Origin of the sequence: Streptomyces sp. NBC_01451 (assembly GCF_036227485.1) — a bacterium.
Taxonomy (GTDB): Bacteria; Actinomycetota; Actinomycetes; order Streptomycetales; family Streptomycetaceae; genus Streptomyces.
The window spans coordinates 1,663,108-1,676,209 of the sequence record NZ_CP109479.1 but is presented as its reverse complement, the minus strand read 5'-3'; the positions used below and the strand labels follow the sequence as shown (position 1 = coordinate 1,676,209).

The 13,102-nt window shown below is 67.4% G+C and carries 7 protein-coding genes; 5 read left to right on the top strand and 2 right to left on the bottom strand.

Features of this window, described 5'->3' with window-relative positions:
- Positions 1–72: 72 nt before the first annotated feature.
- Positions 73–1,758 carry a ribonuclease J gene (locus tag OG595_RS07220; RefSeq protein WP_329269108.1) on the bottom strand — a complete coding sequence of 562 codons (1,686 nt, stop codon included), beginning with the start codon at positions 1,756–1,758 and terminating at the stop codon, positions 73–75.
- Between the two features lie 885 nt (positions 1,759–2,643).
- Entirely contained in the window at positions 2,644–2,931 is a 288-nt protein-coding gene (locus OG595_RS07215) for a hypothetical protein (protein WP_329269106.1), read from the bottom strand.
- A gap of 72 nt (positions 2,932–3,003) precedes the next feature.
- Between OG595_RS07215 and OG595_RS07210 the strand changes: the two genes are divergently transcribed.
- The 5 genes from OG595_RS07210 to OG595_RS07190 all read left to right on the top strand — a co-directional run bounded on the left by OG595_RS07210 (position 3,004) and on the right by OG595_RS07190 (position 13,071).
- Positions 3,004–4,446 (top strand): hypothetical protein, encoded by a 1,443-nt coding sequence (locus OG595_RS07210; RefSeq protein WP_329269105.1) that lies wholly within the window; start codon positions 3,004–3,006, stop codon positions 4,444–4,446.
- Between the two features lie 387 nt (positions 4,447–4,833).
- Entirely contained in the window at positions 4,834–5,745 is a 912-nt protein-coding gene (locus OG595_RS07205; RefSeq protein WP_329269103.1) for a hypothetical protein, read from the top strand.
- Between the two features lie 324 nt (positions 5,746–6,069).
- Positions 6,070–6,366, top strand: a complete 297-nt coding sequence (locus OG595_RS07200; protein WP_329269101.1) for a hypothetical protein — start codon at positions 6,070–6,072, stop codon at positions 6,364–6,366.
- An 896-nt stretch (positions 6,367–7,262) separates the two neighbouring features.
- Positions 7,263–8,234 (top strand): trypsin-like serine peptidase, encoded by a 972-nt coding sequence (locus OG595_RS07195; protein WP_329269099.1) that lies wholly within the window; start codon positions 7,263–7,265, stop codon positions 8,232–8,234.
- Entirely contained in the window at positions 8,224–13,071 is a 4,848-nt protein-coding gene (locus OG595_RS07190; RefSeq protein WP_329269097.1) for a trypsin-like peptidase domain-containing protein, read from the top strand. The genes OG595_RS07195 and OG595_RS07190 overlap by 11 nt, the downstream gene beginning before the upstream one ends.
- Positions 13,072–13,102 lie beyond the last annotated feature (31 nt).

The following is a 13,102-nucleotide window of genomic DNA, read 5'->3' as shown; positions in this document are numbered from 1 at the left end:
ACGCAGCCGCGAACCCCTCCCGCTTGCCCTGCTGGTAGGGCAGGGCAAGCGGGAGGGGGAGGGGACTGTCGGTCAGGCGTCGATGATGACGGGGATGATGAGGGGCCTGCGGCGATGGGTACGGAAGGCCCAGTTCGCCACGGCACGGGCGATGAGCTGTTCCAGCTGCCGTGCGTCGCCGACACCCTCCTGGGCCGCGGTCGCCAGTGTCTTCTCGATGACGGGGATGACCGGTTCGAAGGTGCTGTCGTCGTGGACGAACCCGCGGGCCAGGAAGTCGGGAGTCTCGGCCAGGGCACCCGTGTCGGCGTCGACGATCGCCACCACGGTGACCACGCCTTCCTCCGCGAGGGTGACACGGTCCTTCAGGGACGCCTCGGTGGCGCCGCCGACCTCCATGCCGTCCACGTAGACGTTGCCCGCGGGCACCTTGCCGGTGATCGACGCACGCCCGTCCACGAGGTCGACGACCACGCCGTCCTCGGCGATGACCACCCGCTCGGGATCGACCCCCGTACGGATGGCCAGGTCGGCGTTGGCCCGCAGATGGCGCCATTCGCCGTGCACGGGCATGACGTTGCGGGGCTTGACGATGTTGTAGCAGTACACGAGCTCACCGGCGCTGGCGTGCCCGGAGACGTGCACCTTGGCGTTGCCCTTGTGGACGACGTGCGCGCCCCACCGGGTCAGCCCGTTGATCACCCGGTAGATCGCGTTCTCGTTGCCGGGGATCAGGGAACTGGCGAGCAGGACGGTGTCGCCCTTGCCGATGCGGATCACATGGTCGCGGTTGGCCATCCGGGACAGGGCCGCCATCGGCTCGCCCTGGGACCCGGTGCACACCAGGGCGATCTTGTGGTCCGCCAGCTTCTCCATCTCCTTGGTGCTCACCACCAGGCCGCTGGGAACCTTCAGATACCCCAGGTCGCGGGCGATGCCCATGTTGCGGACCATGGAACGGCCCACGAAGGCGACCTTGCGGCCGTGCTGGTGCGCGGCGTCCAGGACCTGCTGGATGCGGTGCACATGGCTGGCGAAACTGGAGACGATCACCCGGCGCGGGGCGGTACGCATCACCTGCTCGATCGCCGGGTTCAGCTCGCGCTCGGAGGTGGTGAAGCCGGGGACCTCGGCGTTGGTGGAGTCGGTGAGGAAGAGATCGACGCCCTCCTCGCCGAGACGGGCGAAGGCGCGCAGGTCGGTGATGCGGTCGTCCAGCGGGAACTGGTCCATCTTGAAGTCGCCGGTGTGCAGCACCATCCCGGCCCCGGTGCGGATCGCGACCGCGAGACTGTCCGGGATGGAGTGGTTGACCGCCACGAACTCGCAGTTGAAGGGGCCGAAACCGCGCCGGTCGCCCTCACGTACCCGCACCGTGCGTGGCCGGATTCCATGCTCCTTGAGCTTGGCCTCCAGGAACGCCAGGGTCAGCTTCGAGCCCACGACAGGGATGTCGGAGCGCTCGCGCAGCAGGTACGGCACGGCACCGATGTGGTCCTCGTGGCCGTGGGTGAGCACCACGGCCACGATGTCGTCCAGGCGGTCACGGATCGAGGTGAAGTCCGGCAGGATCACGTCCACGCCGGGCTGGGTCTCTTCGGGGAACAGCACGCCGCAGTCGACGATGAGCAGCTTGCCGGCATACTCGAAGACGGTCATGTTGCGGCCGATCTCGCCCAGACCGCCCAGGGCGACGACCCTCAGCCCTCCTTCAGGCAGGGGCGGGGCGGCTTTAAGTTCGGGATGCGGATGGCTCATATTCCGACGTTACCGGAGAGCCCGCACGAGGAGATCCACTGGCTGCCCGACGAGCCGGGTCCAAACGTCGCCCGAGAGGCCTTTCACCCGATCCGGCCCACATCCTCACAACCCCCGGCACAGGGGCCGCCGTGAGATGTGGGAGCGTAAGTCGAGTGAGCGACGCACAGACCAGCACCCTTCAGTACCGCTTTGACGGGCCGGAAGACGCACCTGTCCTGATCCTGGGTTCCTCACTGGGTACGACCTGGCACAGGTAGGCGAAGCCGTCTTCTGGTGTCCAGCCAGTCCAATGCGGACATGTATGTCCAGTTCTGGCCCGTTGGGTGGGAGGGCGTATATGGGGTTGGTGACTCGCCGGTGACACGAAGACGCTCCGCCGGTGATCCGGCTGGGTCTCTTCATATGACTGGTCAAGAGGGGCTGCAGCATCCTTCGTGGGCTCCGTTGTACTCGGACTCGCCGCTGTCGAGTGCCCGAAGCAGAGACGTGGTGACGCTCCGCGTGCTGCAGCCGATGCGGAGCACGCGGCGCGCGGGCTCTGCAGACGCGAGGCCCATGAGTGTCGGCGTACACGTGAACGCGGCCCTGGCAAGAATTCCGTGAAGCTGGGATGTGCCAACCTGCGCTGGTTACGCTCCGTCACATGTGGCGGCGTCGGAGCAAGATCATGAGGACCACGCGGTGGCGGAGCAACGGGACTGCCGCGCTGCCGGCCATGATCCGTTTCTTGGAGTTTCAGATCGGTGATGCGGCCCTCGTTAACGCCGGAATTGAACGGGGTGGTGATGCCCTGCACGACCGCGGCTTGGTCTTCCCGGATGGTGCTGGCCAGGCCAGGCCGGCGAGGGCCGGGGCCCGTGGTCGCGCCTCGGGTGCGGAAGTTCAGGCGGCCCGGGTGGCGGACGCGGCCTCCCAGCGGTCCAGACGTTCGTAGGGGATGCGAACGAGGCGGGCGCGGTTCTGGACGCAGTTCATGGCGCCCTCCAGTGTCGCAGGCAGTCGGCCTTCCGCCTCTTTGAGGACGAGGTCGGTGAGCGCTTTGGGTCCGCTGTCCCTCGGCAGCTGGTCGGCGCGGCGATGGACGTCGGCGGCGAGCGCGCACGCGTGGTCGGTCAGCTGGAGGACGATCTGTTCGTAGTTCAGGTCGTGAGCGTGTCGGGGCCGGTCCATGCGAGAACGGCGCTGCCGAGCGCAACCACGGCTCTTCCGTTTGCGTATCCCTGCTCGGATACCGTCTGCCTCATGGCTTCCCGCAATCACCCACCGCTTCCCGAGTCGGTCCGTCACGGTCTGCGCGCAATCGTCTTTGACACGAACTCCTTTCCCCGCGGTGGGCTTGACTTGGGCCTTCTGCGGGAGTGGGCGCAGCGAGCCGTGGATGATGGGTTCGAAGTCTGGGTGCCGGAGCCGGTGCTGTGGGAACTTGCAGAACACGCCGCCACATCATGGGAAGAGTGGCGGACGAGTACGAACCGAGCCAGAAAATCGATGCAAGCGGCCGGGTTGAAGATTCCCTCCGACGATCCGTACTCCTCGCGTCTGGAGGTGATGGCCGCCGTGGACGCATCTGTTCGAAGCCTTGCTCCGTCCGTGCGGATCATCGCCCTCGATGGTGATCTGGCAGTAGAGGCAATCCGTGACCAAGTGCAGATACGCCCGCCCGCCGACAAGAAGAGTGAGGTCAAAACGGGTGCCGCTGACAGCGCGTGGATCAGGCAGGTGCTGCGGGCCGCCGATAACGACATCGACTCCTTCGTGATCGTGGGTGCGGACGCAGATGTCTACGACGCCTTCAGGGGCTGGGGCTTCCCGAAGCCGCACATGGTGCCTTTGTACGCGCTTCAGGGAACGCTGTTCGTCCTGGAGACTCCGAGCGATGAAATCAAGGACGCTTTGGTGCGGTTCCTTCAGGGCGTGGTGGGCCAGCCGCTGGAGGCGGGGCACACTCCGGATGAGGACCTGACTCTGGGCCAGGTCGGAGTTCTGACCGAGCTTGTCGACGAGTGGGAAGACGACCAGATTCGTGACGTGGAACTTGGCCGCATCAGAGCCGTCGTGGGTGTGAACGAGGTGAAGATCAGCCGGAGAGGGCTGGCCACCGCGCAGGTGTTCCTCTTGCTCGAAGCCGAGTACAGCGGCTGGCGGATCGGCGAAGACGGAACCCTGGTTGCCCACTCATCGAACATCCCGCAGATCCTTGTGCGGGACGTTCTCAGCTTCACCCTCGATGGCGGCGCGGTCACCCGTGCTCGGTCCGAGACTGGTCTGGCCATCGCACATCGAGCCGGCAATCACGCTTACAGCGACCCGTCGGATGCACTCTTCGAGCTCATCGACACCCTCAGGCTGATCCCGGGCGCTGAGGGAGATGAGGAAGATCTGGAACTGATGGTCGGCGATAGGGGCTCCATCACGTACTCCAATGGCTTCGAACTCGCTCTGGAAGTGGAGGACGGCGGTGGAGATCCTCATTGGACAGCCACATTCACCCTGTCGAAGAAAGAGTGGTCGGCCACCCTGGAAGTGCGCTGCGAGTGGGACTCCCTCCGTGTCCCGTACGAGGATCCCGACATGTTTCCCGCGTATGTGCTCACGTCCGACGAGGCGTATGACCGGAACATCCCAGCCGAATGGGCACCGGCCGCCTGGGTCATCAACCACATGTGGCCCCTCGAACTCATGTGACCGTACGGGCGCTCGCAGCCACGCGCGCCGCCCTCGGACTCGACTGGGCTGTGTGAAAGCAGGATCGGAGCGGGGCGTCGTCCAGGGCGTCAACTTCAGCGTCTTCGCGTAGCCCCGTTGCCGAAGCACCGCTCCGTCCCCGCGGTTGCACACGTGCTCGTAGCGGCCCGGCCTCCTGTCCTGGTGTCGGACCCTCACACAGGCAATCGCGCCTGACGACTGATCGTGAGCAGCGCCATCAACTGGCGCGGTGCTTCTGGTCGCCGCGTACCAGCCCGCGTCGGCGGGCGCTGAAGGTCGAGCGCATCAAGGTGCACCGCGGTGCAAGGGCGGACGAACCGAAGTAATCGGTCGCCCGTAAGATCAGCCGCGTGTCACCATGCCGCCATGAGCAACGATGCAGACGAGCCCGAAGAGGGTTCCGAGTCGGAGCCTGTCGACCCCTTCGGCCTGGCTCGCGCGTTCCAGCCGCTGACGGACTACTACCGCAGCGTCTTCGCTGATCTGCTCCAGCCGGTGATCCAGACGTATCAGCCGATGAGCCACATCGGCGAGATGATCAGCAAGCAACTGGTCGAAGCGGCAGGCGTGAACGCCATGCTCCGCGAAACCTTTGAACCGCTGCATGAGCACTTCCGCGAGTACTGGCGCGACGTCTTCGAGGGGTTCGGCTCCCTGAAGGAGCGCATCTACCCACCGAACCTCCACGACGCTACGCCGTCAGTCGAAGAGTTCGAGCAGCTCCTGCTTGAAGAGGGCATTCCTCTGATGTGGGTGCCTGGCCCGAAGGTAGTGCGCGCCCTCCTAGACGCCCCCAACGCCGTTGAGCGCCGCCGCATCATTGGCCGACGGTGGAAGGGGATCATTAACCACTGCGAGACTGTGATCGAGGACGTTGACCATCCGGAACTACTGGAGTACCGGGGTTTCGCCATCGACTGCGTGGCAGCGCTGCGCGACGGACACAACAACCCGGCCCAGGCACTCGCCGCCAACCTGCTCGACAGCCTGATGCAGGCACACTTCTCCCAGTCCGAACGGGCAAAGCTCACATCCCATAGATTGGGCAAGTTCGACTTGAACGACCACGGCATCCGAGTTGCCCTGACGTTCGCTCCGGTCTGGTACGCGCACGCCGAGTACTGGCCGAAGAACGGCGACCCGATCCCGCGCGTGTTTGGCAGGCACCCGAGCGCGCATGGTGTGTCGCGCTCGCAGTACTCGCGAATCAACGCGGTTTACGGGCTGATGCTCGTCACGTCGGTGCTCAAGTTCTTCGACGTCGAGTTGGAGCGATAGGTCTGGCACCTTGCTGGGCAACCTGGAGGCGAACCTGCTGACGACGAAAGCCCCGTCTACCCGCTGCAGGGCGCGGCGCGCAATGAGAGCGTGGCCCGGATCCACCGCGAGATCGAGCAGCAGCGGGCCGCCGGCACGGCGGCCAATCGCCACCCGGCCTCCGCGCACCGCCAGCGCCGTATACGGCATGGGGGGACGGGAGTGCGGCCAGCTCATCGAGGCGACGCAGACGTATTGCCGTGCCCATCGCACCAAGCGGCGCTGCCTCAAGGACGCCTGCACCGCCATCGCCCGCAGCGATCTGGCGCATGGCCGCTGGCACCTATGACCGCGCTCTACGTGCCACAAGGGCAGCGAATCGTCGAGGACTTCACCCTCGCTCTGCCGCTTCGCGGCTGGGAATGGGGCAGCGACTGGGGATACGACACGGGGACGTGTTCGTTCTTCGCGAGGCTGTACCGCAACGAGGCCGATTGGTCCGGCTCACCGGCCGTATGGTTTTCGGGCACTGATCCCGACCTAGGCAACGTGGTCGCGCTCACGGATGCCGTGCAGAAAGCGACCGGGGCGTCCCGGCAGGCCGTCGTGGCAGCTCTGGCAGCGGATCGGAAGACACCCTGAGAATGCGCCGTGATCACCCAGGACTGGGAACCGGCCGGGTGCGACCGTCCCTGCCCGTGCGGCACTGCGGACTGTGGCCACGGCGCACCGTGCCCGAACGATGAGTGCAGCGGTCACGACGTCCATACGATGCGTAATCCTCGCACCGAGGCGAACGTGACAGCATGGCGGACCATTTCGACTGCTGCGAGGGCTGCTTCGGCAGCTTCCTGGACATCTCATTGCCGGAACGCCCCTAGGGCGAGATGAACGACGACGGCCCCGTGACCGTGTACACCGGGGTGTCCCACTACGAGCTCGGTGTCTACCCGTAACCGCGTGCATTCGTGGCGGACGGTTGCAGTGAGTCGGGGCCGGCGGGTGCCCGCGACCGAGCTGAACGGCGTGCCGGCTGTGCCCGGACGTCGCGGTGCGCAGTCGGCACCACCCGCTGGAACAACTCCCATAGCCCGTCCGGCACCAGACGCCCCACCATCGCCGTCACGGCCGCCAGCCTAGTGATCAAGCCAGTTGAGACGACCTCTTAGTATCGCGTGCCACCGAAGTCTGATCGGCAAACACCCAGGTCACGCGCATGGCAGTGCCGCGCCAGACTGTGCTCACCCGAGGGGCCTGCGGTGGCGCGTGCTTGGAAGCCGTTGTTCTCTCGATCCTGGGCACGGCGGGCAGAAGCGTAGCGGCTGGCGGCTCCGTACTAGTTGATGTGTGGGACGCCGTGCCCGACGAGCTGAATTGACCCACCAGGCCCTGCCGACAGCACGGGGTGGGCCTTGGGAAACGCCCCCGCGCAGCAGGAGCACCCTCGTACCATCCCCCTCAGGGATCGCGGACGCTGTCCCGTCGACCTACCAGGAGGCGGCGTCTTGGATTATCGGCAACTGTTCTCCGACGACGAAGTGCGGCAGGAGTTCCTCGATCGCTTCGACGAGATCGCCGCAGGCACGGCCGCACTCGGCGGATTCGAGAGCATGGACGCCGGGCTTACGGTCGACAGGGCCGCCGAGGCCGTGGAGCGCATGGCCGAGGGGGATTGGGTGCCCGGTGACTCGGGCCTGGAAGCGATCGTCCAGCGCTTCACCCGGCCAGTGCACCTGGTGCAGCGGTCCACGTTCCGGCTGCCACCGGACGGTCGGCCCACCAGCGCGTACGTGACGGCGCGCCTGGAACGCGCGCGTCGGCCGCTGGAGCAGGCGATCCCGAGTGTCGGCCGTATCGAACTGCGCAACCACGCCCTGCAGTGGGCGGGTACAGGCTGGATGGTGGGTCCCCGACTCGCCGTGACGAACCGCCACGTCGCTGAAGTGTTTGCCAGGGAGGCTAGAGGTGGTTCAGGCACGGGGTTCGCCTTCAATCAGTCCTGGACGGGCAAACCCGTGCGGGCGGACCTGGACTGGTACCAGGAGTACCAGCAGCCGGAGGAGTCCCGGTTCCGGGTCACCGAGATCGTCTGGATCGAACCGGACGGTAGCCACGATGTGGCCCTGCTGCGGATCGACGCGACCGGTGAGGACGGCGGCAAGCCACCGTCGCCTATAGAGCTCGACACCTCCGGGGCTCGCACGGGCAACTGGGTCGCGGTGATCGGGTATCCGGCGCGTGATTCCCGCGCCGACGCTGGTGACCAGCAGCGGATTTTCGACGGTGTCTACGACTGCAAGCGGCTGGCCGGTGGAAAGCTCACTGCGGTGCAGGGCAAGGATGTCGTTCACCACGACGCCACGACCCTGGGCGGCAACTCCGGCTCAGCTGTGATCGATCTGGACTCTGGCAAGGCGGTCGCCCTGCACTTCGCCGGTGTGGCCGGTCAGCGGAATGTGGCCGTGCAGGCCGCTGCCGTGGCCCGGATCGTCCACGCGCATGGCCGCTGAGCACGCGGTCCCGCCGGGCGAGGAGCCTGGCCTGGACACGGCGTACACGGCCGGGCTGGAAAGCATCACCCGGGCGACCGCCGGTCTGGTCGATCCGGCGGATCTCATCAGGGTCCTGCGTGACATGACGGCCAGGGTCGCACGTGTGGAGACCGGCGGCCTGCCCGTGGGGACAGGCGTGCTGGTGGCGCCTGACGTCCTGCTGACCGCCGGTCATGTGCTGGGGACGGCCCTGGAACCGGGGAAGCTGCCGGACGGGCTGGAGGCGCGGTTCGACTTCGTCACGCCTGACGGCACCGGCGGAGCCGCACCCCACGAGCGGGGAAAACGGGTGCGGCTGACGGAGCTGCTCGCATGCAGTCCCCCCACCGCCGCCGAACGGAACGGCTCCCCACTGTCCTGGGAGGCGCCGCCGGATCATTTGGACTACGCCCTCCTGCGGGTCGGTAGCGGACCCGTGCCGTCCCGCCTCGCAGCCCTGTCCGCTGGTCCCGGCCCCCGTGGGCACTACCTGCTGGAGCCGGACACCTACGACTTCCACCAAGCGAATCTGCTGTTCGTGGTCCACCACCCGCTCGGCGAGCCGACGCGTGTCTCGTACACGACCGCCCCGGCGGTGATCAACGACGAGGCCACGCGGATCCGCTACCAGCACGTGAACACCACGCCCGGGTCGTCCGGCGGCCCCGTCGTCGATTCCCGGGGCCGGCTCGTCGGCATTCACCACTACGCCGCAGGGGCAGTCAACCAGGGCGTCCCGGCATCCGCGATCGCCCGGTCCGTGGCGGGCGGCCCGCACGCCTGGATACTGGATTCGCGTCCGCCCATACGCTCTCGGCCGAGCGGTGCCGCACCTGTCGTCATGCTGAGCTGGGTGCCCCAGGACCGGTCCTGGGCCGACCTCGTCCACGATGTCCTGGCCGCCTCGGGACACCAGGTGTTGATGGGTCCATCCGCCGACCGGCCGGGACATCGCACGGTACAGGAGCACGTGGACGGCGGCGGGAAGGTCCTCGCCCTCGTCACTCCCGCCTATCTTGCGGACCCCGGGATGACGGACGAGCGTGATCACATCGTCCACGACTTCGACCATGCGAGCGCCCGCAGCCGTCTGGTTCCCGTATTGGTCGAGGGCGAGGCATCGGGAAGCCTCGCCCTGTTGTCACCCGTGGACCTGCGTGAGATGCCCGTCTCCTCCGGCACCGGGCCCCAGAACCGTGACCGTGTGCGCGAGGCCGCCAAGCGGCTTACCTCCGCCCTCGGCGCCTCTCCATCCACTCCGGGCGGGCAACCAGCCCCCACCTCCCAGGAGTCCACCCTCGGCTTCCGGCCCGGCGACCCGTTGCCCAGGTTGCGGCTCCTCAGCGATCGTGCACGGCACTCGGCGGGCATCGTCTCGGGGACCGTGTTCTCCAGCGGCGAGGAAAGCCAGTTCGCGGAGGGCCTCTATGTCACCCGCGACTTGGAGGAGGAACTGCTGGAGCGGCTGGACACTGACGCACTCACCCCCCTCGTGGTGGTTGGGGAAGCCGGCTGCGGAAAGACCAGCATCCTATGGAGCCTGGCCCGGCGCCGCTGCGGGACGGCCACGGGGGAGGTGTTCTTCCTCAAGGCGACCTGGCTGGTCAACAGCCCGTCGGGGAGTGCCAGGGTCGACCCTGGAATCCTTGTCGAGGCGATCCGACAGGCCCGCGCCGACGGCCGGACCGTGACGATCCTGATCGACACCGTCGATGTGCTGGTCAACAACGAGGACGACTGGGAGCGGCTGGTCACCGTCGTGCACGCGGCGGGGGACGCAGGCGCCGCCATCGCCATGACATCCAGGGTGGCCGAAGCAGCCGAGCTGCCCCCGGAATGGCAGCGGCTAGCGCTGCGCGACTACGCCATCAACACCACGGTCGGCCCGCACACCACCAGCGAGTTCGAACGCGCCGTACTGGCTCACAGCAGGTTCTTCACGAACGACCCTCAGTTGCGGGAAGACTTGATCAGCAGAATGCTGACGATCATGGCCCGGGACATCTCCCTGCACCCGCTGTGCTTGCGCCCGTTGACTCTGCGCATGCTGTTCGAGATCTACACACCGGGTCAGGTCCCCGACGTGGTCGACACCACCGGCCTGTATGAGACGTACTGGGACCACCGGGTGACCCGCGACCGCCGTTCCTGGGACCTCGGCAGCGACCGGCCTGACCAGGGCCGCGACCTTGGTGGTACAGCCGTGGCGCTCGCTTTGGAGATGCTGCGAACTGGCCGCCCCGAGGCATGGGTCGACCGGGTCCGGCTGCCCGCGGGGCTCACCGCCGCACGGCTGAAGGAGGAGGCCGGTCTGCTGGAGAAGCGCGGGGTCGGGCACTTCACGAACGGCGTCTTCCAGTTCTTTCACCAGACCTTTTTCGAGTACGCAGCGAGCTACGCCCTGGTCCACCGTCGGGGTGCCGCCGGGCTCGGCGCACTCGTTGAAAGACTCCAAGAAGCCGACGGTGAAGATTACTTCTTGCTCGCGGTGCTGGAGCAGACGTGGCTGTGCGCGGACCGGACGCAGGACGCCGCGGACGCCGCGGCGGCGACGCTGGCCAAGTTGCTGAAGACCATCTCCGACGACCTCGACAAGGAGCGCACCACGGTCCGGTACGGGCTGCGCCGCGCGGTGCTGTCGGTCTGCGCCCAGAGTTCCCTGCCGACCGAGGAGATGCTGACCGACCTGCTGCACATCCTTGGCTCTCCGAGGCTGGCGCTGCTGGCCCTGCGGCAGTTCCTGGACCTGCTGCCCGCTCCGGGACGCGGGTACGAGTCCCGGGACGCCGATTGCCTCAAGGCCGCCGCGGCTCGCGCGGACAACGCCTGGCTCGCTGTCCTGGAGGTGCTCGACCGGCTGTTGCCCCGCGAACCCGGGGAGGTCGTCGGTGCCGTCCGGACGGCAGGGCTCCTGGAGCGTGCGACCGACAGCGGCCACGAGCTGTCCACGCAGGTCGAGTTTGCCCGCTTCCTCGTCCGGCTCCTGCCAGCGCGGCCCGCGGACGCCTTCCCACTCGTCCGTTCCCTGGTGGGGGCCGCTCTGGCAGCCGACAACCACCAATACGCGGCGGACGTCCTGTCGAGAATGGCCGCGTCTAGCACCGCGCACGGAGAGCCGCGCCAGTGGGCGGACTGGGCGGACGAGCTGCTCGGCGACACTCGCGTGGCCTCCTCCGCACTGATTAAGGCGCATACCTCCGTCCAGTTGCCGTATCTGCGCACGCTCACGTTTACCGAGCTGGTCGACCAACTCGCCGAACTGATCCCCCGGTTGTCGGCCGTCCCCGGCCCGACGACGGCCGACCGGTCGTTGTTCGGTGGCCTTCTCACTGCCGCCGCGGACGTGTGTCCGCCCGAAGCGGATCCGGGGCCTCTGGTCGGCCTCCTCGTCCAGGTCACTAGCGGGGGACAGGTCGCCGACCTGTCCCGCGGATCCCTTGTTTGTCTCTTGGACTCCGACAGCCCCGTCGGCCGGGCTGTTCGCGACCTGGCCGTTGACTGGCTCGTCCAGGGCATGCCAATCGCTAACCGCTACGACCAGGAACTGGTGCATATCCGTGCCAAGGTCGTCCGGACGGCCTTGGAGCAGCTGGACCTGCCGGCGTACCGAGTCGCCGACGTGGCCGGACGTGCGGCCTCTGCCTGGGAGTCGCCCGAGGGTGACCCCGTCCAGGTGTGGCGTTCGGCGGGATGTCTGCTTGCGTTGCTGGTGCGGGGCACGGTCGCAGGTGTCCCTGAGGCGGCTGCGGCACTCGGGGAGCTTCCGAGCGGGTTCGCCGTGACCGGGGGAGACATCGCGGAATGGGTGGAGCCGTACAAGAGGCGCCCCGCGAACGCCGTTGAGACCGGCGTGATGATGGATCTGCTGGTGCGCATCGGTGAACTCCGGCAGGCGAGGACGATGTTGGTGAACGGAGTTACGCTCGACGACGCTTCGCTCACCCGGCTTACCCGCTCTGCCCTCGGTGCGCTGGGCGCCGCCGTGCCGCCGGTACGCGCCAGTGCGATGGGCCATCCGGTCCGGAAGAGGCTGAGGGAACTGGCCGAACTACTCGTCGTGCTGCGGCACAGGGGCACGATGCTGAACTTGCCCTGGACAGAGCTGGCGGGCTGGATCGACCGCGTTCCCGACCCGATAGCCCTGGGCTGGATGGTGGAACTCGTCGGAGCAGGGCTCGAACGGCACGAGTATCCCCCTGCGGATGCCCTGCGGCTGCTGCGCGCACAGTGCGGCGCGGACAGCACACTGGACGGCGGGAGCGAACTCGGCCGGAAGGCCCGCCTGTGGTGCGTGTGGTGGTACAGCGTCCATGGGGTGGCCTCGGATGTTCCCGAGGCACTCCGGGTGGCCTTCCACGAACCCGTCGACGCGCTCACCATCATGAAGGTGAGCAACTTCGTCTTCCCGGACCGGCGTGACACCCCGCTCACCGAGGAAGAGTGCGCCGACCTTCTGCTCAGTGTCGGCCGCCAGCTGAGGGCGAGCACGCTGGGCTCGGGGCGCCGCAAGGACGTCGCCCAGGCATGGCGGGCGGCGATGTGGTCGTTCGTCGTGGGGAGCGGCACTGACACCCAGCTACGGATCGTCCGTGAACTTCCCCTCCTGGACGACGCGTTCGCCGGGCATCTGCTTCAGTGCGTCCCGGTGAACCGTACGCCTGAGCTGCGCGCCGCGCTTAGAGACGTCGCGGCCCAGCCGAAACTTGGTGCCCGTCTCCAGCAGGCCGTGCACCAAATCCTGGACCAGTACAAGCGGCACTCCTCGGAAGGCGGCTGGCCCGGCCTGTTTGCGGATCTGGCCCGTGCTGGAGGCTGACGGCGTCGTCGGCGGTGACGGCCTACCGCAG

Coding starts and splice junctions, on each gene's coding strand:
- OG595_RS07190 (WP_329269097.1), top strand. CDS start 8,224: ATGGCCGCTGAGCACGCGGTCCCGCCGGGCGAGGAGCCTGGCCTGGAC.
- OG595_RS07205 (WP_329269103.1), top strand. CDS start 4,834: ATGAGCAACGATGCAGACGAGCCCGAAGAGGGTTCCGAGTCGGAGCCT.
- OG595_RS07215 (WP_329269106.1), bottom strand. CDS start 2,931: ATGGACCGGCCCCGACACGCTCACGACCTGAACTACGAACAGATCGTC.
- OG595_RS07210 (WP_329269105.1), top strand. CDS start 3,004: ATGGCTTCCCGCAATCACCCACCGCTTCCCGAGTCGGTCCGTCACGGT.
- OG595_RS07220 (WP_329269108.1), bottom strand. CDS start 1,758: ATGAGCCATCCGCATCCCGAACTTAAAGCCGCCCCGCCCCTGCCTGAA.
- OG595_RS07200 (WP_329269101.1), top strand. CDS start 6,070: ATGACCGCGCTCTACGTGCCACAAGGGCAGCGAATCGTCGAGGACTTC.